Annotated in this window: 2 protein-coding genes; both read right to left on the bottom strand. The window is 65.4% G+C overall.

Annotated elements, in window-relative coordinates; genetic code table 11:
- Nucleotides 1-14: 14 nt before the first annotated feature.
- Complete coding sequence (locus JQ631_RS04655; RefSeq protein WP_212324405.1) at nt 15-1,709, bottom strand: ShlB/FhaC/HecB family hemolysin secretion/activation protein; 1,695 nt, start codon at nt 1,707-1,709, stop codon at nt 15-17.
- A 6-nt stretch (nt 1,710-1,715) separates the two neighbouring features.
- On the bottom strand, nt 1,716-25,751 hold the full coding sequence (locus JQ631_RS04650; RefSeq protein WP_212324403.1) for a leukotoxin LktA family filamentous adhesin: 24,036 nt from the start codon (nt 25,749-25,751) through the stop codon (nt 1,716-1,718).

Below are 25,751 nucleotides of genomic sequence, written 5' to 3'. Positions count from 1 at the left end.
AGCTCAACCCGTCGTTACGACTTGCTTCGGTCGGCAACCGCCGCCACGGGCGTTGCAGTCTGCTGCTTCTCGAACATCAACAACGGGCGGAAGATGACGCGGCCGTAGGCCTCGTAGTGGTGCTGGGTCGAAACCGCATTCTTCAACGGCGTCGCATAGTTCGCTTCGAACGTCATGAACTGCGCATAAGTCCAGGAGAAGCCGACGCCGACGGAGGCCATTTCAGTGATGCCGGGGGCTGTCGAATAGACCGTGCCCCAATCGCTGAAGATGTAGGTGTCAAAGCCGCGAAGCCATTGCGACCAGTTGTAATGCAGCTCGGCATTGAAATAATAGCCGCTGTCGCCCGACGCTGCGCTGGTCGGATAGCCGCGCACGGTGGTGGGACCGCCGATCGTGAAGATCTGGTCGCCCGGCAGCAGTTTCTCCTGGGTGTATTGCCAGCTCGCCAGCACGTTGGCGCTGAAATTGGGGGGACCGGCTGCGCTGGTCGCGATCAGCGAGCCGGTATAGGTGTTGAACGTGCGGTTGTTGCCGAGCACATGGTCTTGCCATTCGATGTAGTTCACCGCGGGCGAGACCGTGATCGAATAGGTGTTGCCGGAATTGGTCACGGAGACGCCGGCCGTGGCCTTGTCGTAGTGGTCGTCGGTCACGGCCACAGTCGAGAAGCGGCTCACCGTCTTGCCCTCGGTCTCGGCGGCGTTGAGCAGCACCAGCCAGTTCTGCGTCACCCAGACCGGCTGGCTGAAATTGACCGCAGCCTGGCTCGACCGTCCGGTGACGTCGAGCGCGACGAACGGACCCTGGATGATCTTGATCTTGCCTTCGGTGTAGCTGACGCCGACGCGCCCGCCCCAGGGGTTGACCGGGACGCTGTAGGCGGCGTTGCCGTTGAGGTTGCCGTCGGATCGGACGCCGTAGAAGGTCAGGCGGTCGTCGACGCCGAACAGGCCGTGGCGCTTGTAGAAGGTGCCGCCTTCCCAGCGACCGGTGTTTTCGGAGCCCTGGTTGTCGACGAAGAGCTGCCAGGTATCGACCGGCGGCTCGATCACCGCAAACTGGAGGTCGGTCAGGCCGAAGCTCGTGCCCGGCTGGAGCAGTGCCTTGATCTGGACGTCGTTGGTACGGTTGAACCAGGTCACGTCGCGGTTGAGTTTGGGAACGTCGAGGACTTCGGCCTCCGGCTCCTGCACGCGCTGGAGGATGTAGTCGGTACGCGTCTGCTTGTTGCCCTCGATGGTCGTCTTCTGCAGCCGCCCCTCGGTCAGCTTGATCTTGACGGTCCCATCCTTGGGATCCTGTTCAGGCAGGGTCGCAATGCCGGTCACGATGCCGCGCTCGGTGTAGATGGCATTGATGTCGGCGACGATCTGCAACAGCGTCGCGATGTCGACATTCTTGCCGACATATTTCTTCGCGATCTCGTCGAGCTCGGCCGGCGTGATGAACTTGGATGAGTCGAACTCGAGCTTGCGCAGGCGGAATTTCGGGCCGCCCGGCTTCATCAGCGGCGACTTTTCCCTGGGGCCGCCGACCACGGCGGGACCGTTCAGCTTCGGCGGCGCGCTCTGCTGTTCGAACTGGCGGCGTTGCCGGTCGACGTCGTTCTGGATCGCGCCGGGATTGATCGTGGGCACCTGGGCACGCGCGGCTACGATGCTCGATGCTGCGACCCCTACCCCCAGTACTACCCCCAGAACACGCATACTGACCTACCACGCTTCGGCGAGACGACTCACCGCTGGCTTCGTCATGACACCAATCGCAGCATCTTTCCAGCCCGGGCGCCCCGTGCGCTGACCATGGCGGCGCAGCTTGCGCATGTCGCTGAGCCCGTCGATGTTCACCGCGGGACCGGACCCGATGGCCTCGACCGGGCGCGGCGACAGCAAGGCGTCGAGCCGCGCGTGGCCGGAGAGACCGAGCAGATAGAACGTTCCCCCGCTCTTCTGCGCCACCCAGGTATCGATGCTCTCATAGCTCTCGCCGTCGATGGCAATGTTGCGCATCATGCTGGCGCCCGTGTAGTCGCTGCAGCAGGTGTGCGTCGGCCCGTAGTTGGTGACGGTTGCCGAGATATCGCCGGTGTAGAACACCACGTAGGTGTTGCTGACGTTGGCGTTGCCGGTCTGGCTCATCGCGAACACGCCGCCCGGCTGGTAGAGCTGGAGCGACGGCCAGTTCGTCGGCGCCGGCGAACGGTTGTTCAGCAGCACCTGCTCGGTCGCCGTGGTGAGGATGAGCTGACCCGGCACATAGCCGTTCAGGATCGAGACGGCGCGGGCATCGGTCAGGAAGTTGGCATCCACCACATTGAACTGATTGACGATGATGGTGTCCGGGTCGAGCGAGATGTTGGCCGACGTCGCCGTCCCGCCGTGGTAGCCGGTCACGTTCATGACCAGCGGAATTGGCGGCGTCGAGCGGATCTGCTCACCGTTGATGTTGATGGTATCAGCCGCGAGGTCGAGCTCCTTGACGACGCTGACGAAGCCGACCGTCAGGTCGCCCCGCGAGGACAGCTTGATGGTGCTGCCCCTGATACGGTTCAGCGAGATCGAGCCGGCCGTATCGAAATGCGTATCGCCGTTGGCGGAGATCGATCCGCCGCGGAGCGAGCCCGTGTCGGACGTGAGGTTGATGTCACCGGCATCACCCGGGATGCCGGTGGTGGTGAGCTGGGTGAAGGCGATATCGGTCACGGCGTGCAGCGTCTGCGTGCCGCCGCTGATGGCCGTTCCGAGATCGATGCCGCCCGTCGTCGCCGTGATGCCGAGCGAACCGCCGACATTGAGGTTATCCCAGCGGATCAGCGTGCCACGCAGCGTCGCGTTGCCGGTGGTCGCCGTGAGACTGTGCCCGGTGTTCGACAATGCCGCGATCAGCGTGGCCGAGCCATTGGCCGCAACGGATCCTTGCGTCAGGGCGCCGCCGGCCGCGACCGTCTGCGCCAGGATGAAGCCGTTGTCGGCGGTGACGTTGATGCTGCCGGCATCGCCGGTGATGCCGGTCGCCGTCAGCGCGTTGAACGTCACGTTGTCATGGGCGTGGATGGTCTGCGTCCCACCGCTCTGCGCGGTCTGCAAGGTGATGCTGCCTTGGCCTGAGGTCATGCCCAGCGACGTTCCGACGTTGAGCGTGTTCCAGTCGACCGGGCCACCCGCGGTCAGCAAGCCCGAACCGGTCGTGGCCGCGAGCGTGTTGCCGGTGATGGTCGTCCCGGCAACCAGCGCAGCCGAGCCGTTGGCGGAGACCGAGCCCTGCGTCGTCACACCGCCTGACGTCACGGTCTGCGCCAGGATGAAGCCGCTGTCGGCGCTGACGTTGATGCTGCCGGCATCGCCGGTGATGCCGGTCGCCGTCAGCGCGTTGAACGTCACGTTGTCCTGGGCGCGGATGGTTTGCGTCCCACCGCTCTGCGCGGTCTGGAAGGTGATGCTGCCCTGGCCCGCGGTCATGCCCAGCGACGTTCCGACGTTGAGCGTGCTCCAGTCGACCGGGCCGCCCGCGGTCAGCAGGCCCGAACCCGTCGTGGCCGCGAGCGTGTTGCCGGTGATCGTCGTGCCGGCAACCAGCGCAGCCAAACCGTTGGCCGAGACCGAGCCCTGCGTCGTCACGCCGCCTGACGTCACGGTCTGCGCCAGGATGAAGCCGTTGTCGGCGGTGACGCTGATGCTGCCGGCATCGCCGCTGATGCCGGTCGCCGTCAGGGCGTTGAAGGTGACGTTGTCGTGGGCGTGGATGGTTTGCGTGCCGCCGCTCTGAGCGGTCTCGAAGGTGATGCTGTCCGCGGTCGATGTCACGCCTAGCGTTGTTGCGCTCGCGAGCGAGGTCCAATCGACGAGGCCGCTGCCGCTGATCGAGCCCGACCCGGTGGTGGCCGTCAGCACCCTGCCCGTGTTGGTCGTTCCTGCGGTCAGCGATGCCGAACCGTTGGCCGCCACCGAGCCCTGCGTCGCCGTCCCGTTCACGAGCACCGTCTGCGCCAGCACGAAGCCGTTGGTCGCGACGACCGTGACACTGCCGACGTCGCCGGTGATGCCGGTCGCAGTCAGGCTGTTGAAGGTGACGTTCTGGTGGGCCTGGACCGTCTGCGAGCCGCCGCTGCTGGCGGTTGCCAGCGTGATGCTGTCGGTGGTCGAGGTCACGCCCAGCGCGGCCGCCGCATCGAGCGTCCCGCCGTTGACGGCGGCATAGGCTGTGAGTTCGATGGCTCCGCCCGTGCTGCTGAGCTGCGTGAAGCGAAGGGCTCCGGCGCTGTCGACCGTCATGTCGCCACTGCTCGTCGCAGTCGCAATGACGACGTCGCCCGCCTGTGTCAGTGTCTTGGCGGTGATGGTGCCGCTCGCACCGGCGGCCGTGCCCGCCAGGACACTGTCGAGGCTCAACTTGCCGCCCGAGACGATATCGACCGACCCGTGAATTGCCGACAGCTGGGTCGCCTCAAGATCGGCAACCGAGCCCAGATAGATGCCACCGGTAGCGGCGGTCGCCGTGAGCAGCGGTGTATCGACGCTGACCCTCTGCGTCGAGGTGCCGATGCTGTTCGCCGCGAGCGACACTGCGGCGTTCGCTGCCGTTGCAGTGACATTGGTGTGGCCATCACCATTGGCCGTGATGGCGCCGCCGGTGCTGTTGATCGTGATGACGGTCGCGGTCGACGACGGGTTGGCGGTCGAGGTCAGCTCGCCGAGCACGATATCGCCGGGCGCCGTCAGGCTGATCGATTGTCCGGACAGGATCGAGGCGTTGGTAGCCATCGTGATCGATCCGCCGACCGCGGTCGATCCGGTGAGGCACGGCCCCGAGCAGACCGTGACCGATCCCAGCGACGAGCCCGCGGCACCGCCGAAGGTGATGCCGGCATCGCTGATCAGCGTCAGTCCGCTGGCGGCCGACAGGTTGCCAACGTTGAGCGACACCGGATTCTGCGTCGCCAGCGTCGGGCTATAGATGAAGGCGGATCCTGCAATCGTGCCGCTGAGCAGGCCGGTGGCGCCGACCTGAACCGTGAACGGCGTGTTCTGCGTGCCCACATCGCCCGATGCGTTGAGGATGATGTTGTTGGCGGCCATCGTGACACCAGCCAGGTAGCTGTCGATATTGCCGTTGGTCGCGGTCAGCGAGACGGTGTTGGTAGCGAACACTTTGCCGAAGATGGCATCGCCGCCGGTTGCGGTCAGATAGGCATCCGTACCAGCCTGCGCCGACACCAGCTTGCCGTTGATGTGATAGCTGAACGCATTATCGGCCGAACCGATCGCGTTGGTGGCGGCGAGCGTGAGGTTGCCGATCGCACCATTGGCCGGGTTGATCACGACCTGATTGGCATACAGCGCCGCCCCGGCGGAGTTCGTCGCCGCCAGGATGCTCTGCGGCGCCAGCAAGGTGACGTCGCCACCTGCGGTGATCTGACCGACCGTCAGGCTCGCGACCGGGTGTCCATCACTCGCGGCCGCCTGGACGTACAGCGCCGTGCCTGCCGTCGCGTTGAAGGTGCCGCTGGCGTTGACATAGAGCGGCGCTGTCTGCGCCAGCTCGACGGAGTTCAGATCATTGACGGTGACGCCGTTCGGAAGGTTGCTCAGCGTCAAACCGCTGAGCGTGTTTCCATTGACGGTAACGCCGGCCGGCAGATGCGCCAGGTCGATACCCGCCAGAACCTGGTTGCTGACCGTCGCGCTGAACGTGATCGAGCCCGGCGTGGTCGCAACCGACAGCGCGGCCTGCTGTGTGGTCGTGATCGTGCCGTCCCTCAGATGGGTCAGGTCGATCGAGACGTTGGGCGCGGTGCTGCCGACGCTGTTGCCGGCATTCAGCGTCACGTTGCGGCCGACGACGCTGGCCGTGACATTCGTGCCCACGGTCCCTGCCGACGGCAGCAGCGCGGCATTGCTCAGAGTGGAGACGATCTGTCCCGTCGAGTAGACGGAGTCGGCCACCAGGCTGAGGATGCCGGCACTCACCTGCGGCGTGCCGTTGGCCGTGAGGGTCTGGTACTGCGTATTGCCGTACGCCTGGATCGTCGTCACGTTCGCCTGGTACTGCGTATTGGCGTAGCTCTGGATGGTCTGAACCAGGCCCTGGTACTGCGTGTTGCCATAGGCGCTGATCGACGTGGCGTAGGACTGGTACTGGGTCGCAGCATAGCCCTGGATTGAAGTCAGGTCGCTCGCATAGGCCTGCGCCGCAAAGGCCTGCACCTGCGCATTGGTCGGATTGTTTCCGAGGAAGGCGACGGCGGCGGCCGCGACATTGGTGATGCCGGCCGAGGTCAGCGTCAGCGCGCCGTTCTGGATCGTGCTGTTACCGGCCCCGACGATGGTCTGGAACACCAGATACGACTGGTTCAGGATCGCCGCGCTTGACGTCTGGTTCGAGTAATAGGTTTGCAGGGCGGCGGCATTGAGCGTCAGCGCTCCTGACACCACGGTCCCCTGCCCGAGCATCGCGATGAAGCTGTTGTAGTCCGCGGTCGAGATCGTGCCGTAGCCGTTGTTGCCGCCGAACGGGTTGTTGGTCGAGCCCGAACGAGCCTGCTGCGCCCAGTCGGCCAGCACCGCGTTGGTGATCTGCATCGGGGCAGAGCAATTGTTGTACTGACAGGTACCGCCGTAGCCGTAGCTGGTCCGGTACGTTCCGCTCGCCAGGTCGACCACGACATCGAGGTTATTCGTGGCGTAGTTCACCACCGCCTGCTGGAGCGGCTGGTACTGGCCGTTCGCGTAGGACGAGAACGTGCTGCCGTAGCCCTGATACTGCGCGTTCGCATAGGTTTTGATGGTCGTCGCGAAACCCTGGTACTGGCTGTTCGCATAGGCCTGAACCTGCGCCGCCGTCGGCGCCGTCGTGCCCAGATGCAGCGCCGCAGCCGTCGCCGCGGAGAATTGCGCGATACCGGCGGCGGACAGCGTCAGCACACCATTGACGACCTCGCCGTTGGCGCTCGCGGTCAGCCCCTGGAAGGTCAGGTAGTTCGCAGCCGTCAGCGCCGCCGATGCGTAGTAGGTAACGCCGGGATCGCTGAGGACGAAGCTCGAGGTCGAGACCCCGTTCACCGTTGTGGACTGAAGCGAGCCGCTCGCCAGAAGCTGCTGCAAGGCATTGGTGCCCAGCGCGGTCGACGCATTGGCCAGGATGCCTGCGGTGTTGAACTGGTACAGCCCGGACGCTGCGCTGCCGCCGGTCGCCAGCGTCTGGAGGTTCTGCAAGACGGCCGCCGAGCTGAGCACGAACTGGCCGCCTTGCAGCGAGCCGGTGCTCAGCAGCGAGGCGAAGGCCGTCGCGAGCGGCGCCGAGAGCACCAGCGCGGACACCGGCGCGAGACCGGCCGAGGTCAGCGTCAACACGCCATTGGCAACCGTGCCGTTGGCCGCGAGCGTCTGATAGTTCTGCAGGTCGGTGCCGTACAGCGCCTGGCTGGCATATTGCGCAACCTGGGCATCGGTGGCGGTGGTCTGCCCCGGGGCCAGGATCGGGCCCGTGCAACCACCGAAGCCGCCGCACCCCTGCTGGTCATGCTGTTGCAGGTACAGGAAGACCTTGTTGGCCAGATCGGCGTACTGCGCCTGAGCGCCGGAGCCGATCGACTGGACGTATGACTGATAGACAGGGTTGGCGCTGCTGAACAGCGAGTTCTGATACTGCTGGTTGGCGTAAGTCTGCACCTGCAGCGCCGTCGGACTGGCGACGCCCAGCGCCGCCGCGGCGATCGAGGTGTAGGCCGCAAGGCCGCTGCTCGACAGCGTGAACACACCGTTGACGACCGAGCCGTTGGCCATCAATTGCTGGAACGAAGTGTAGGCGGCGGTCACGCCGGCCTGTGCGTTGGCGAAAACGCCGGCGCTGCTGAAGACGAAGTTGCCGCTCTGCAACGAGCCGCTGGACGTGAGGTTGACGTAGGACTGGTAGCTCGGCGTCAGCTGGGCCTGCGCCATGCCGTTCAAGCCGGCCGGTGACAAGGCCAGCACGCCGCTCGTCAGGGTGCCCGAAGCCAGCAGCGCGGTGTAAGCGCCGTAGTTGGCGGCGCTCAGTCCGGTCTGGGCGTAGGAAGACACGTTGTTGAGCACGAAGGTCCCGTTATGGATCTGGCCGAGCGCCGTCAGGCTGGCGAACGCGGTCCGGTCCGCGGTGGGAAGCAGGTTCGAAACGCTCTGCAAGAACTGCATCGCGTCGGCCGGCGCGAATGTCGCCGTCGGTCCGAGCAGATCGGTAATCGCGATCGGATTGCCGCCTGCGTAGTACTGGTTATAGAGCGCCAGCAGTTCGACGGCGAAATTCCGGTACGCAGTGCTCGCCGCGGTCGAGATCGAAGTCAGGTAGCCCTGATACTGCACGTTGGCCGCGCCGTTGATGTTCGTCGCATAGGACTGGTACAGCGCATTGGCATAGGCCTGCACCTGCGCGTCGGTCGGGTTCGGATTTTGCGCCGTCGACGCGGCCTGACGGAAGGCCGCGATGCCCGCGGCAGTCAGCGTCCAGACCCCGTTCACCAGCGAGCCGTTGGTATAGAGCGTCTCGAAGTTCTGGTAGTCCTGCGTCAGTGCCGTCTGGGCCAGCGAGGAGACGCCGCTGGCGCTCAGCTGGAACGTGCCGCCGCTCAGCGTGCCGTTGCTGAGCAAATTGGCGAACTGGGCATAGTTGGTGCTCGACAGCGCACTCTTGGCGTAGCTTAGAATGCCGCTGTTGGTGAGCACGAAGGTGCCGTTCTGGAGCGCGCCGCTGGCGCTCAACAGCGAGAACGCGACCGCAGGGGTGGCATTGAACGTCGTCGCCGTTTGCAGCGGCTGGTACAGGCCCGTGGCGTAGGTCTGGATGGTCGCGGCAAAGCCTTGATACTTGTCATTGGCGTAGGTCTGGATGCTCTGCGCGTAGCTCTGGTATTGCGCGTTGGCATAGGCCTGGACCTGCGCCGCCGTCGGCGAAGCAACATGCAGCGCCGCGGCCGCGGCCGCCGTGAAGAAGGTGACGCCGGCCGGGGTCAGCGTGAGCACGCCGTTGCTGACGGAACCGTTGGCCGCCGAGGTCAGGTTCTGGAACGCGGTATAGCCGGCAGATCCCGATCCGAGCGCAGACGATGCATAGTTGGCAACGCCGGCCGTCGTCAGCGTGAGAACGCCATCATTGACCGAGCTGTTTTGCGCGGACGTCAGCGTCTGGAACAGGCCGTATTGCGTGGTCAGCCCGGCGGACGCGTAGTGCGCGACGGCGGCGTCGCCGATAGCGCCCGTGCTCAGCGTGAACACGCCGTTGACGACACTGCCATAGGTGTTGAGCGTCAGCAGGGCCGCCGAATTCGTCGCATAGTTCGCAACCTGCGCGTTGGTCTTCCAGTTCGAGCCGTAAGCCTGTCCAAACACGGTGGCCATCGGCAGGTACAGCGTCGGCGCATAGGCCTGAATGGTGGTCTTGAAGCCCTGATACGTCGTGTTGGCGTAGGTCCGGGTCGTCGTTGCGTAGGCCTGGTACTGGCTATTGGCGTAGCTTTGGATCTGTGCCGACGTCGGGTTGGCGATGCCAAGTGCGGTGGCCGCCGCCGCCCTGAACTGGTTGATGCCGTCCGCGGTCAAGGTCAGCGTGCCATCCGATCCGATCGTGGCGTTGGTGCTGGAGGTCAGCGTCTGGAAGGAGCTGTAGGCCGACCCGAGCGCCGCCGAGGCGTTCGCCGAAACGCCGGCCGCGGTCAGGGTCAGAACTCCGCTTCCGCTGAGAATCGCGCCATTCGAGGTCAACGTCTGGAACTTGGTATAGTCCGCCGCCGTCAGGGCCGATGGCGCGTAGGTCGCGATCGAAGCCAGGTCGCCGGCCAGCACGAAAGTGCCCTGGGCATTGGCGTAACTCTGGATCGCCGTTGCATAGGCCTGGTACTGGCTGTTGGCGTAGGTCTGGATCTGCGCCGATGTCGGGTTGGTGATGCCGAGTGTGGCGGCCGCGGCCGTCTTGAACTGGGCCATGCCGTTCGCCGTCAATGTCAGCGTGCCATCCGATCCAATCGTCGCATTGGCAGCGGCGGTGAGGCTCTGGAAGGTGGCGTAGTCGGTCGAGTTCAGCACGCCGATGGCGAGACGCGCGATCCCGGACGCGTTCAGCGACGCCGAACCGGCCTGGATGGTGCCATGCTGCAGCAGCACGCTATAGGCCAGCAGATCGCGGTTCACGATGTTGGAGAACGCAATCACGCTGGCGAGCGCGGAGTCGTTGGCGCCATCGAGCGCGGTCAGGTGCAAGGCCGAGGACACCGCCGCAACCTGCGCCGACGTCAGCGTTTGCGATGCGGTCTGCCCGCTCGCGTCGAGGATCGTGCCGTAGGGCACGTTCAGCAGCACGTCGCCGCTCGCCGAAGCGATCAGGCCGACCCGCAGATCGCTGGAATAGGCCGAGGACGCCGCGGTCTGGGTCAGGCCGATGTCGCCATGGGCCACGACGTTGACGATGCCGCCGTTGTACGAGCCGTCAGCCTGTTGCGAGGCATTGGCGCTGATCGACAGCGGATTGGTGATCGCACCAACGCTGCCGAGCGTGCTGATCAACGAGATGTTGCGGCCGGTGACCTGCGCGTTGGCCCCGGCGATGAGATCGCCAGTCGCGGTGATGTTGACGTCGCCGAAGCCGGTGTTGGCGTTGCCTGACGACACCTGCCCGAGCGTGGCGCCCGAGGCGAGGTTCAAATAAACGCCGCCGACGCCGGCCTGCGCCGACAACCCGCCCGGCGCCGATCCGTTATTGGACAGCGTCGCATTGAGCGGGGCCGCGAGCGAGCCGATGGCCCCGGAGGCGATCAAGCTTGCGCTCTGGGTCAGGATCGAACCGGTCGGGGTCTGCGAGATGCTGCCGCCGGTCGTCGTGTTGAAGAGCTGCTGCTGCGACGACGAGTTCACCGACAGCGCGCCGTTCGGATTGACGACGCTACCTGTGAAAATCACGTTGCCGTTCGAGGCGATGTTCACCGTACCGCTGGCGTTTCCGCCGAAGTTGATCCCGAACCGGTTGTCCGCCTTCACCGACGCGGTGATGGTCAGCGTGCCCCTGTCCACCAGATTGTAGTTCCAGTCGCCGGTGCTGGCGCCGTTCTGATGGAAGCCGTAACTGCAGCTGGTTCCGTCGCAATGGCCATAGCCGACATTGGTCTGGGCGTAATGGTCGACGGTTCCGCTGATCGTCTCCTGGAATACGGGCGCGCTCGTGGAATTGCCGGTCGTGATTGTTCCCTGCGGTGTCGACGACAGCGTGCCGTCCGCCGCGACGTATGACCACGGCTGATTGCTGTCACCGGTGAATTGCCAGTCCGCGTAGGCCCCGACATCGGTGACCACGTGGGTGTTCGGGTCGGTGGTCGTAAGCTGGCGTTGGATCGATGCCTGTTGCACCCACTGGAAGCGCAGTCCCGACACCGGATCGTAATATCCGTCCGAACCCGAGGTCGTGGAGCAATTATTCGCGGCCGTGCAGCCGGCGGTGGTGTTGGCCGGCGCACCGTTCGCGGTCTTGTAGAGGTTGATGGCATTGGTCGCCGGCGAATAGACGTAGGTCGAGGTGTTGTTGCCGGACGTGATGTTGCGATCGACCAGGGTCACGGTGCTGGTCAATGCCGCAGCAGCAGCCGTGTTGCCGGTGTTGACGCCCTTGACCACGAGGTCGAGGCCGGTCTGGTTGTTGATGCTGACGCTGCCGTAGCCACCGTTGACGTGAATGTTGCCGAGCTGGTTGGTGCTGATGATCTTGCCGTCGAGCAGCACGCTGCCGCCGCCGGACGAGGCATTGATGTTGGCGACGGTGATCTGGTTGGTGGCGGCGTTGTAGGTCGCCAGCGGGGCGCCGAACTGATCGGTGACCAGCGTCATCAGCGCGTTGGCGGTCGGGTTGGTCAGGATGTCTTTCTGGTAGTTGTACTGGAATAAGGAAATGGATCCACCCGAGACGCTCGTGTTCGTCACCGTCGTCGTACAATCGGTCCCGAACATCATGCAACCGAACGAATTGTCATTGCCGGTGGTGGTCGTCGTCGTGGTGACGACGGCAGGCGCAGACAGGCTTGAATCCAGATTGATGCTGTAATTGGTCTGGCGTCCGGCGGTGATCCTGCCGTTGACGTCGATGATGCTGGCCTTGATCGCGACCTGGGCACCGTAGATCTGGAAGCTCGCGAGGCTGCCGCTCAGGTTGGCCTGAGCATATTGCTGCGCCACGGTCTGGGTCGCATCGGTCGACTTGGTCAGCGACAGATAGGTGATGTACGGCTGCATCGCGTCGTCGCCGCCGACATTGAAGTCGTAATTCTGCGACTGGCTGGGGTCCCCAGTGCTGACGACTCCGTTCCAGCTGGACGCGTAACGTTGGTGGAAACCGATGCAGTTACCGCTGTAGTACATGACGCAGTTGCCGAACAGGATCATGCTGATATTGGCCGGCGAGCCGTCGACCTTCGTCCCGGACTGGCCGACTTCACCATAGAGATCCCGGTTCAGCGCGTCAGCGCTGGTGGCAGTCGGGAACAACGCGTTCGCGAGGTACGCGGCCGCGACGTTGCCGATCGGCGTGCCGCTCGCCGGATCGGCGCCCGGGTACACCATGAAGCTCGACCATTCCGAGAACGGCGCGCCGCCGGCGATATACATGCCCGAGTCATCATTCGCCGAAACCGCGACCGCGCCGTTCGGAACGGTGATCTGGACCTGCTGGCCAGTCAGGTTCGCCGACAGACCGTAGGAGCCGAGCGTGTTGTTGACGGTCACGAGGCCGTTGACGTTGGTGACGTCGCCGAGGATCAGCAGCGTCGGGCCATTGACGCTCAGATCGTAGTCGGGCGGGTTGTAGGAGTTGTTGATCGCGATCGTCGCGATCCCGCTCGTATTCGCGTTGGCGTGAAGCGTCGCCGTCGATCCGCTTGCGAAGCTGCTGGCCGCGCCTGTGAAGAAGATGTCGCCCGCCGCGGCAATCCCGATATAGGCGCCGGTGAGCACCAGATTGGCATCGCTCTGGTTGTTCACCGAGATCGTTGGCGCGCCCCTGGCAGTGACGGTGCCGCTTCCGGTGATGTGGTCGGCGTTGAGGGTGACGGTACCGCCCGAGGCAAACAACTGTCCGAGCGCGAACGCGTTACCCGAGGTGCTCAACCCACTGAGCAGTGTGCCGCGGGTCTCGTGGTCGAAATGGCTGGTGATCAACGTGGTGCCGTCGAACGCGTTGGTATAGCTGAAGCTGAAGGGCGCGCCGCCGGGCGCTACGGTGAGACAGCTGGCGCTGTTGTCGCAGGCGATGGTGATCAGGAGCGAGTTGTAGATGCCGGCCGTCAGCGCACCGTTGACCGTCAGCTCGGCATGGGCGTTATTGCTCGGGTCGCTGTGGCCGTCGCTGGCCGGGATGAATCCGAGCTCGTAGCCGTGACCGCTGCCGGTCGCGGTGGCGTTCACCACGCCGGCATAACCGCCGGCGACAATGTTCTGGCCACTGTTGACCGATGCGCCGGCAGCGATGGTGACGTTGGTGTTGTTGGTGAGCGTCGAGCTCGCGCGTGCGTCCGGCACCGCGATGAGGCCCCTCGCGAAGCTGATCGCGGACGCGTCATCCTGCATGGTAGTGGCATGCAGCCCATCCGGGCTCCTGCCGGCCGTGAGATCGATGTTGTCGAAAGCGGTCAGCACCGACGAGCCGACCACGATGTTCTGGTTGGTGGTGATGTTGGTGTCGGCGAACGCCGCGGCGGCGACGAACGCGACGCCGTAGGTGTTGGCGTTGGACGAGGTGTTGGCCGACGACATGGTGTAGGTGCCGGCCCCGATCGTGCCGAACGAGGTGATCCACACCTGGTCCGCCGTGGCCGACGAAGGCGACGTCAGCGCACCGGAATCGTAGGCGGTGGCCGAGCCGATATTGATGTTGTTGTCGACTTCTGCGTGCAGCGACGACGAGACGCCGGCGCCTTCGATGCCGCCGCCGGTGACCAGGGTCACGCGGTCGGTGCCGGCGATCGTGGTCGTAGCGAGCATTTTGACATTGCCCGGGTTCGAGACCGTGTCGGTGCCGGTAGCGATGTGGGTGTTCTTGCCGATATTCACGGTCGCCGCGCCGCCCAGGGTGATGGCGCTGGTGGCGCCGACACCGTTGATGCCGCCGCCGGCGCCCGCGTTGGCGCTGGAGCCGGTGCCGACCTCGTTGAAGACGTTGTTGGCGGTGATGGTCAGGTCGGGGGCGCAATCCGACACGTCGCAATGGCCGGGGCTGGTGCCCCTCACCCCGATCGTATTGTTGATGCCGACACCCGCCGTCACGACGGAATTCGAGCTGTGCGTCGACGCCGCGCCGCTGGCGCCGTAAGCCGCGGCCTGCCCGGTATCGGCCATCGTCGTGTAATTGTCGACGTGGGTGGCAAGGATCGCCAGCGACGCCACCGAGATGAAGTTGTCGGAGCTGGAGGTCGTAGCGCCGCGGTTGCCGTTACCGATTCCGGCGATCACCGTCGAACTATCCGACGTGTTCGCCGATGCGCCGTTTCCGGCAAACATGCCGCCGCTGCCGGAAATCCCGTGGGCGTAGTTGTTGTCGGTGCCGACGGCCGAAATCTGCATCACGCCCGTGTTGGAGGCGTCCGTGTTGTTGCCGATCGTGGCGGTCGTCGTCGTGTCCGAACTCGCGTTCACGACCACCACGCCAACCGCCAGGATTCCCGCTGCCGCGATGCCGGTGGCATTGGCGCTTTGGCCGGTCGTGTTCTGGGCAAGAATGGTGACGTTACCGGATGACAGGTTGACGTCATTGCCGATCGTGGCCGCGACATGGGAGGTGTTGGAGGCAAGCGACGCCGTCGCCTGAAGCCCGAGAAGGACACCGCCGGAGGCACCGATCGCGTTGGTATAGGCCGCTTTGCCGCCGTCCTGCACTCTCTCATAGGCGTTGACCGCGACGTTGCCGGTCAGCGCTGCATCGTCCAGCACTTCTGCCGTGACCGTGGAGCTCACGGTGGCGGTCGCAACCGAAGCGCCGACAGCGGCAGCGCCGGCGACGACGCCCAGCGCATTGGCCTCCGCATCCGGCGTATCGGTCGCAGTCAGGTTCAGGCCGCTGCTCCCGCTGGTCGTGATGACGGCGCTGGAACCGACTCGCGCGGTGACGTTCGCCAGGTCCGTCGCAGTGGCGGCCGATCCGTTGCCGCTGATGATGCCGCCGGAGACCGCGACCGAATAGGCCCACAGCATGCCGGCATTGGAGGCGTTCACGTTAAGGGTGGCGGCCGTGATGTGGGCGCCGCCCATCACCTGGGCGGTAACGAGGCTGGTCTTCTGCGCGGACGTGACCGATGCGCCGACCGCGACGGCGCCGACCGATGCGCCTTCGGTCTGGGCGCGCTGCGAAGAGGTGTCGCGGGCGCCGACATTGATGGCGGCGGCGTTGGTGCTGGTCCCCGCGACCTGCCCGCCGATCTGCGACGTGACCACGTTGGCGACATCGCCCTCGGCAACGGCTGCGTCACCGCCGAAATAAAGCGCGCCGCCACCGGCGACCGACTGGATGTCGATGGTCCGGCCGGGGTGCGCGCCGCCGGTCGGGTCCTGCACCGTCGCCAGGACGTTGATGGTGGGCGCCACCGCGGTAACGGGGTTCAGGCTGGCAAGGACGTTGCTGCCGACGGTGGCAAAGCCGATCGCGGCACCGACGCCGGCATTCTTGCCGAAGCCGGCCCCGAGCAGGAACATCTGTGCGCTGGTCGCGCTGGTCGCGCCCACGTCGATTTCGTGGGCGATGACGTGACCGCCGTCGATCTGCGCGGTCACACCATCGGCACCGCCATTCAGCGCCGTGCTGACATCATATGTCGAGCTGGCGTGCGCTCCGGACGGAGACCCGGTGGTGCCGCTCGCGACCGCGCCGCCGCCCTGATCGGAATTGGTTGCAGAATTGGTCGTGTTCAGGGTGCCGCCGAGCTGCCCCATCTCTTGTGCGAACACAGCACCATCGGCCAGGTTCGTGCCGACGGTGATGACGCCGATCGTTGCAGCAAGTCCGGCCGAGCCGCCGATGCCGGCGGTCACCGCGTAGGACATGACCTCCTTCGTGCTCTGGCCGACGACACTGATCGTGCCGGACGAGTTCAGGTCGCTGTTGCGGGTCTCCGCAACGGTTGAGCTCTTGAAGGAGACGATGTTGGCCGCAGCGCCGACGCCGACGCCCGCCCCGCTCGCGGCGATCGACAGCGCGCCGGCGATTTCCATGATGTTGACGGTTTCGGTGCCGCTGACCGTAATCGCGCCGACCGAGCCGCCGCTCGCCGACTGCACCGTGGTGTCGTAGATCCCCGCGATCGTGGTGTTGTTGGCGATTTCGATATTCGCCATGCCGGCGATGGCGGCAGTGCCGGTCGAGACCGCGCCGCCGACCGAATAGGCCTTGAAATTGTCCGTGGTCGACGCCTCGACGTCGAGGGCGCCGGTGCTGGCGAGCGTGATCGCCGTGGTATGCGACCCCGCGCTGTTGCCGCGATAATGGAACTCGTCGCCGATATAGGCCTCGGTGGTGTTGGCGCTGACCTGCACCAGGAACGCCGCACCGACAGCGGCCTGGCTGCCATAGGCGCCGCTGCCGTTCGCCGACGCGATCCCCGTGCTGTCGGCGGCCTTGACGGACAGCGACGTGGCGGTGAGCGCGCCGCCATCCACATAGGCTTCCGTGGTCGCCTTGAAGACGTTGAGCCCGACCGAGCCACTGTTGAAGCCGACCGCGATCGACGATGCATCCTGCTCCGCATTGGACTTGACGGTGACGGCTCCGACCGCTGGCGTGCCGGCGATCGTTGTGCCGATCGTCGCGTTGGTGATGGTGGCGTACGTGTTGCGCGCCATCGTCGTGCTGACGATGGTCGCACCGCCGGCAACGCCACTCCCACCGGTGGTCGCCGCGATGCCGACGCCGAATGTTCCCGAATACGAGAAGCTAGAGGCCGCGACGTCGATTTGCGGCGCCGGGGTGGTACTGGTCAGTCGCGTGTCGATGCTCGAACTGTCGATATAGGCGTTCGTCGTGCCCTGCATCACGTTCACGATCGGGTTGATCATGATCGCGATGCTGCTGCCTACAGCGAGACCGGCGACGTTGGCAACCACCGCCTGATGCGAGCTGGCGACCACGGCGAGACCCTTAACGACCTCCTGCGTCTCGCTGAGGTCGGGAATGTTGTCGGTCGGCGCGTCGAACCCGCCGATGTTGAAAGCGTGCGCCAGCGTCCCGCTGTTGACCGACAAGGTGTCCGACGAACTGGTGCCGAGCGCATCGACCTTGGTGGTCGCACCGCTGATGAAGGCCGAGGTGCTGCCGTTGATCGAGTTGGTGACCATCGAGCCACCGCCGCCGGCCGCGCCCTTCGAGATCGCGAAGGCGCCGGCGAACACGGCGATGCCGTCGGTGTTGTTGGCGAGCACGCCGACATTGTTGGTCGCGAGCACATCGGCGCCGCCGGTGACGCTGGCGGTGACGTTGGTGCCCATCACATTGGTCGCGACCGACCCTGCAAGGCCGATCTGCGAGGACAGGGCCACGCCGACGGCGACCGTCGAGATCGTGGCGTCCGAATCGGCGCTGACCCTCGCATCGCTGCTGGCGACGATCTTCGCGCTCGCGACGTTGGCGTTGAGCTGGTTGCTGATCTCGCTGTAGACGATGGCGAGACCGGCGGCGCTGCCCTGGGTGGACGCTCCCCCGACTGCCGCCGTCGAGGTGATCGCGGAATTGTCGAGCGCCTGGACGTTGACGTTGCCCGCGCTCACCACCGTATTGGCAGGGGTGGAGTTGCCGCCGCCGATCGACGCCGACACGTCGTTCCTGATGGTGCTGACGACGACGCCGCCCTGCCCGGCAAACTGCCCGGTCGCGAGGCCAAATCCGACCGCAACGGACTGGATCTTCGAGGAATCTTCCGCGGACACCAGTACGTTGCCGCCCGTCGCGGTCATCAGCGTCTGGGTGATGTAGGCCGAATGCGTGGTGGAGATGGCATCGGCGACGATGGCGACGCCGATATTGTTCTTGCCGGCCTGGACGAAGCCGGCGACCGACATGATCGCCGCGCCCGGACCGGCGCCGACGCCGCCGTTGAGCGCGGCGCCGCTGAAATCGACACAAGCCTGCGAGCCGGTCGAGGTGGGGCAGTTGTCGTGCGCGACCTGGCCGTTGTTCGTGCTCTCGGCGAGGATGCTGAGCGCCGTATCGAGACTGGAGGAATCGCCGCTTTCCGCGCTGACGATGACGGTGCCGCCGGCCGACATCGTAACGGCGCTGCCACTGATGTAGGCCGTAATCGTCGGGCTGATCACGTCGACCACGATGGCGCCGGCCAGGCCGTTGCCGCCCAGTCCGCCCGAAGCCGCGCCGGCCGCAATCACGGCCGCGTCGTCGCCGATCACGGTCAGCGTATTGAATCCGTTGACTTGCGAATTGGTGATGTGGGCATCGACAGCCTTGCTGCCGCCGGGATCGCGAATTTCGGCATAGGTCAGCGCGAGCCCGATGCTGCCGCTGCTGCTGCTGGTGCTGCCGGACAGATACAGCGAGCCGCCGCCGATCGCGATGTTGCTGGTCTGGTAGGCGTTGACGTTGAGCGCATTCGACGTACCGGACGCAACACCGGTCATGGTCGAGTTGTCGATATAGGCCGTGGTGCTGTCGGCGATCAGGGCGACCGAGGCCGCAATCGAGGCCGCAATCCCGGTACGGGTCGCGGCCAGCCCGAGGGCGACCACCGTCTCCGAACCGCCGGTCAGCGCGGTAACGCTGGCACTGGCTTCGTCGCTCATCGTCGTGTTGGCAATGAAGGCGGTCGTCGAATTCTGTGAAATCGCGACCGCGATGGTGCCGTCAACGGCGGCGCTCGGGTTGCTGCTGCCCGCAAAATTGAGCGCGGCTGCGCCGGAGCCGTTGTCCAGAATGCTGTAGTTCAGCGCCTCGACCTGCACGAACGGCGCGGCGCTGGCGGTGTAGGGATTGGTCTGATTGATCGTGACGCCGGAAATATAGGCCGTGGTGTCGATCTCGGTCTGCGAGACCGCCGAACTGCCGGCGATATCGACGCTGAAGCTCGGCGATTTGCTGCCGGACTTGGACGCGGCGGCCGACGCGGCCCGGTTAAGCTGGCTGGCCACGGACGTCCCGAATACGCCGGTTGAACCCGACAGGATCGACTTGGCCTTGGTCGCGGAGCCCACCTGGGCGAACGGATCGGATTCCACCACCGCGACCGAAGCCACCGTGAGGCGGCCGGCAGTCGCGGCGAGCACCGTCAGCGCACTGCTGGTGATATTGCCGCCGTCGGCCGAGACGGCGCCGCTGTCGTCGCCGCTGAATGTCTGGATGTCGCTGTGATTGTCGCCGATATAGGCGGACGTGTCCGTGTTGGCCGTGAGATAGGCGACCGCGAGGCCGACGCCGGAGGTGGTGCTGAGCTGGATCGCGCCGGCGAGCGACAGCACCGAGATGTTCTGGTAGGCCTCGACATCGATCGTCGGCGCCGTGACCGTGGCACCCGAACTGATCGAGGCATGGGTTTCGTTATTGATGAAGCCGAGCGACGTCAGGCCGTTGAGCGCGATGCTCCCCGACGACGAACCCGACGTCGGCGCGATCGCAAACATCAGGTCGGTCGTGATGGCGGTGACGGCGATGTCCTTGGCGCTGAGCATGACGCCGTTGGAAACGCCGGCGTTGGTATTGCTGGTCGAGATGATGAGGTTGAGCGAGCCGCCTGCGGCTACCCCGCCGGAATCCGCTCCGGGCATCAGCACCAGGGGCCCGAACACGCCGCCGATGTTGATCGAGTTGTTGGTCGCCGTCGCCGAGACGGTGATGTCGCTGGCAAAATTCACCGTCAGGCCATTCTGGCTGCCGTCGGCGACCTGCGTCGACCATGCACCCGTCGTGGTCTTGTTCGACGTCAGCCTCGCGCCGCTCGCGATCCACGCCGTGGTGTTGTCGGTATTGCCGAAATAGGCGAACGAGCCGGAAACGCTGGCCGTGCTCCCGCCACTCGCGGTCGCGTCGGCATAGGTGGTGACGACGTTGTTGACCGCACCGAAATTCGCGTTGAGATGGCTGAGCGTCTCGCTCAACCCGTCCCACTGACCCCAGGTGTTGGTGTTCGGCAACACGGTGTCCGCCGACACCGCGATCCGCGACGCGTTGATAGTGACGTCCTCACCGACATAGGCGTTCGAATTGTGCGTATAGCTGCCATAGGCAACCGCAGCGGCGATCGTTGCCGCTTCGGGCTTGCTCGGATTGCTGACGGTGACCGAGGACGACGAGTTGTTCCGGATCTGATCGTCGATCACGCGGCTGACGACGCTGACGTCGCCTGCGGAATAGATCGCCGGAGCGCCGCCGCCGCTCGCGGCGATCCCGGCATTGGCCGACACGTCGCTGGTGGCAAGCGACAACGAGCCTGCGATCTTCAGCGGAAATTCGATCGACACCAGCGGGGACATCAGGGCGCCGATCACGCCGGCGGACACTTTCCCGAGACCGGCGATGCCGGAGGTGATCGCGCCGACCAGGGCCGGCTGTCCCATCGTCACCGACGCGCTGACCGCGTTCTTGCTGGTATCGGAGAATGCCGAGACCTGCACCGGACCGGGCGTCGCCGCGCTCGCGCTGCCGACGTTGGCGCCGAGGATCGCCGTTGCCACGCTGCTGACGTTGCTGACCGCAGCAACGCCGCCGACGCCGCCGGAACCGGTCGTCGGGTTGAAGGCGAACGCCGTCGCGCTGGTCGAGAACGAATTGCCGTTTCGCGCGGTGACGCTGATGCCGCCGGCGCCGGCGCTGATATTGGCGCCGCTGTTCACGATGGCCTGGGTCTGGATGTCGGCCTGGCCAACAGCCACGGTGGTGATGAACTGCCCCGCCGTCGTGATGGTCAGCGCTGAAATATCCAGCGTGGCGTCGTTGGCGGCAGCGATCCGCAGCGATCCGCCGGCGGCAATCGTCGCCTGGTCGGCGACGATGACCGAGACATCCGCCTTGACGCTGCCGACGACGACGGAAGCGCCGAACGGCGAAATCGCGCTTATGGCGACGACGGGATCTGCCGCCGTCTCGGACCCCGTTGCCGTGAGCGCGACGTTTCCGGATCCCGAGATATTGGCGTGTGAATTGATCGCCACCGTTGCGGTCGATTCGCCGGCGACGTAGCCGCCATTGACGCCCAGCCCGGCGAGCAACACACCGATCGTGGCCAGATACCCAAAGGCGTTGCTGGTGAAGTTTGACGAGGCCGACGAGTTGGCCGCAATCGTAATGTTGCCGCCCGTGATCGTTGCCGCGTCGACCGTGATGCTCGTGGTCGAACTCGCCAGGCCGGAAATGAGGCTCGTGCTCCAGGCCGCGGACAGCGTGACGTCACCGTCGGTAAAGGTGCTGCCGCCGGAATTGATCGCCCTGGCCAGGATCTGGGCGCCGGTCGCAACTGTGATGATCGGCGCGTCGAGTTCGATGCCCAGCGCATTGTGGGTGGAGTGAGACTGCGCGTTCAGGAAGCGGGTGTCGATAATGCCAGACGCTGCGACGTTGATCCGATTGTTCGCCGATATCGTCAGCTTCGTCGCGTTGGCCGACGCGAGAACGAGCGCCGCGATCTGGCTGTTGCTGACGAACGCGTAGTCCGGCGTGTTGGGGTTGCTCGCCGCGATGACGATGTTGTCCTCGTTGAAGCCGAACCCGACCGTGACCGCATTGATGGACGCGCCAGACAGGACATTCAGCGTGGCCCCGGACAGGCCGACCGCGATGCCATTGCCGGCCGTGATGGATGCCGTCGATGCCAGCGTCAGGCCGTGGGAACCAGCCGACAGCGCGAAGGTCCCTGCGCTCATGGCGGCGACGTAGTTGGCGATGACGTTGTTCGACAGGATGCCGCCGGCCCCGTTGTTGCCCGACGAGCTGTTGACCGTCAGGTCTTCGTCGAAGGCGAAGATCACGGTGCCATTGGGGCCGGCCGAGAGCGTCGCTCCATTCGCAACCGTGATCAGGTTGGAACTGAGCAAAACCGTGCCGCCCTTCACGGTGCCGCCGACGCTGACAAGACCGGAGCTGCCGCCGGCTGCGTTCAGGGTGACGGTCCCGGACGTGTAGCTGGTGCCGGAGTTGACCGCGAGCGCAACCACCTTGCCCAGCGCGGCGACCGTGATCGTCGGCGCGGTCAACAGCAGGTTCACCGAATTGCCGGTGGACACGTTGTTGCTCATCTGGGTGCCGTCGACGACACCGGTGCCGTCGACCGTGATCGACGACGACGCCGACAGTTGCAGCGTGCCGATGCCGTGCATCGCGGTGACGTAGCGTGCGATGGTCGCATTGGAGATGAAGCCGGCCGCGGAACTGTTCGTCGACGTGCCCGCATTGCCGACGAACATGGCGGGCGCGCTGGTCAGGTTGATCTGCGAGGCGGTCACCTGCAGCGGCGTTTGCGCGGTGATCTGCGCCCCGGTGCCGGCGGCGGCGTTGATGTTGATGATCCCGGTCCTGCCCGCATCCAGGAGGATGGTGTTGCCGCTCACGGTGCTGTTGGCCGCAAACGTCAGTGTCGGCGCAGCGAAATTCAGGTTGCGGGAGCTGCCACCGGCGATGACGGCGCCGCTGTCGATCGAGATCGAGGCGCTTGCGGAAAGCCCGAACGTGCTCGACCCGGCCAGCGCAGCCAGATAGCTCGAGATCTTGGTGTTGGAGAGGAAGCCTGGATTGGAGGCATTCGAATCGCCGGACGGCCCGACATAGATCGCGCTCTGCCCGTCGTTGAACGTAACGAGGCCGCCATTCAACGTTCCGGCGCCGACCGTGATGTTCGACGAGGTCAGCGTGATGTTGCCGGCCGTGTAGAACGTGCTGCTGGTATTGACGACATCGGAACGTACGGACGCGCCGGTGGCAATCGTGATGGTCGGCGCGGCGAGGACGATGTTCGCCGACACGCCATCGGTAACCCCTCCGCTCTGGCGGCGGACGTCGATGACGCCGGCGGCATCGACCGTGATCGACGACCCGCCGGATATCCTGAAGGTCCCGATCGGGCCGGCGGCGAGATAATTCGCGATCGTGGAATTCGTCAGATTGACGCCGGCATCGGCACTGACATCACCGACCACGACGTTGGCGGCGGTGTTGGTGAGGCTGAGCGTGGGCGCGGCCAGGTACAGCGGCGTCGCCGACGAAATCTGGGCACCGCCGGTCCGGCTGGCGTCGATATTGAGATCGTTACTGGCCACCAGAGACACGGCGTTGCCGCTGACGCTGCTGCCGCCGGATAGCGTGATCGACGGCGCGCTCAGCGTGACGTCCAGGTTGCCGCCGTTGATGACGCCCGCCGAGCCGACGGCCAGCGAGACGGTCGACGACAAGTTCATCCTGCCGCTGCCGTTGAGCGCGGCGATGTATTGCTGCACGGTCGTGGGGTCGTTGACGGCGAATGCCGATTGCAGGGCGTAATTGACCACTGCGCCCGTGACCGGGTCGCCGTTGTTGACGCCCGGCGCCGAAAACGCCGCGCCCGTCGCGACCGTGATGTTCGACGCCTGAAGCGTGATCGCCGCCGTGCCCGACGGGACCGATGAGGCGATCGTGGCCTGCGCGCCGACGTTCACGGTTGAACCGGCCCAGAGGTCGACATTGTCGCCGACGATCGCGCCATTGGCCGCGACGACGCCGCCCGACGAGCCCGTCGCGTCGAACCTGACATTGCCGCCGACATAAGTCGTCGTGCTGTCGGCATTGACCGCACCGGCGAGAATTTGGCTGCCCTGCGATGCGGTAATCGACGGCGCGGTCAGCACGACGTTCTGCGAATTCGCGGTGGCAAGACCGTCGGAATCGCGAATGCGGGTGTCGATGATGGCCGTTGCGGCCAGGGTTACCGAGGTGCCGGCCTGGAGCGTGGTGACGCCACCGGCCAGCATACCGGCCACCGAAACGGTGCCGCTCGATGTGCTGGTGGCATCGAGGGTGATGTCGCCGGTCGTGAAGGCCGAGTCGGAATCGTTGTTCGCCTTGGTCAGGATCTGGCCGCCGGCCAGAACGCTGATGGTCGGCGCCTTCAGCGTCACGCCGAGTGAGCTGGCGGTGGAAAGGCCGTCGCTGATCTCGCGGGTATCGACGATGCCGGTGGCGTCCACGGTGATGGAGGTTGCCGCACCCACGGTCAGGTCGCCCGCCCCGCTCATCGCGGCGGCGTACCGGGCGATCGTCGCGTTCGAGATGAATCCAGATGCGGTCTTGTTGGTCGAACTGGTGCCGTCGCCCACGATCGCCGCGGCGGTGCTGGTCAGCATCAGGTGCGCGGCGGTGAACTGCAGCGCGGTATTCGCCACCACCTGCGCGCCACCGTTGGTGGCGGCATTGATGTTGATTGTGCCGGAGACCCCAGAGTCCAGAGAGACCGTAGCGCCGCGCAGATAGCTGCCGGCCAGCAAGGTCAGCGTCGGCGCGCTCAAGGTGACGTTGAGGCCGCCCGTGCCGGCGTCGACCCGGCCATGCTGGTCGATCGTGATCGAATTGCTCGCCAGCAGCGTGAAGGTGCCGGTGCCGTTCAGCGCCGCGATCGCGGCCGCGACCGTCGCGTTCGACATGTTGACGTTGGCATCGCCTTGGGAGGCGTCGCCGATGATGATGTCGACGGGATCGAGGACCAGCGTGCCGTGCTTGCCGGTCGGCGCCGCCAGATTGATCTGGACCTTGTCGCCGATATCGAACTTGCCGTCGGCGCTGAGGTCGACCAGACCACCATTGCCCCTGGCGGAGTTGGCATCGATCTTGGCACCGCTCTTGACGGTCAGGTCACCTTCCGTCTTCAGCGTGATGTTGCCGGCATTGCCGGTCTTGCTGGCCGTGGTGAGCTTGGCGTTCCTGCCGACCTCGATGCCGTGGCCGGCCGTGACGGTAATATTGCTCGGCGTCGTCGTCTTGCTGCGCGCGGTCAGCCGCCCATTGACCGTCGCCTTGTTGACGGCGCCGATATGGATCGAGCCGTTGCTGACGGTGATGGCGCTGGCGCTGCGCAGGCCCTTCGAATTGACGGAAGCGGCGAACTTCGCGGCATGATCGAGATTGGCGATGTCGCGCTGGCTGGCGCCGCCGACCAGCACGTTCTGCCCGGTCAGGCGAACGCCGTCGATGGCGTTGATCCGGCCGTAGATCCTGACATTGCCGTCCGGCGATACCGGGAACGAGCCCGCCATCAGGTTGCCGACCGCCGTGTTGTTGATCGTACCGCCCGGGCCGACGAGGCTGTCGGTGAACTCGCGCGTCGGCGTCGAGACGTTGAGGCTGCCGACATTGACGGTGCCGCTGCGCCCGACGATGAAGCCCTTGGGATCGGCGAAATAGACGTTACCGCCGATCGCCCCGTTCATGTAGGAGTTCAACGTGCCGTTGACGTAGACAGGCGCGTCGCGAACGATGTTGACGAGGTTCTGCGTGCCGGTCGGCAGTTGCAGATTGACGGTGTTGCCCTGCCCGACACTGAACTGCGAGAACGAGTTGAAGGCGTTGGCGCCCGACACCGTCGAGGTCGTGACGTTGGTGACGCTGCCGGAGGTCTGCAGGGAGGTGCCGGTGCGTCCGTCCGGAACGATGACGTTCGCCGTCTGCGCCTGCAGGCGGACGCTGAAGACGGGCAGAAAGACCATCTGCATCGCGCAGAGCAGCGACATCGAACGGAAGCGTGCAAGTCCTTGCAGCATCCGTTCGCTGTTGTCGTCTCGCCTCGCAGATGGTCTGCGCAT

The sequence above is a fragment of the Bradyrhizobium manausense genome, assembly GCF_018131105.1.
Classification (GTDB): Bacteria; Pseudomonadota; Alphaproteobacteria; order Rhizobiales; family Xanthobacteraceae; genus Bradyrhizobium; species Bradyrhizobium manausense_B.
Note: the sequence above shows the minus strand (reverse complement) of the source record. Positions and strands in the feature narration are given on the sequence as shown.

Coding starts and splice junctions, on each gene's coding strand:
- JQ631_RS04655 (WP_212324405.1), bottom strand. CDS start 1,709: ATGCGTGTTCTGGGGGTAGTACTGGGGGTAGGGGTCGCAGCATCGAGC.
- JQ631_RS04650 (WP_212324403.1), bottom strand. CDS start 25,751: ATGCGCAGACCATCTGCGAGGCGAGACGACAACAGCGAACGGATGCTG.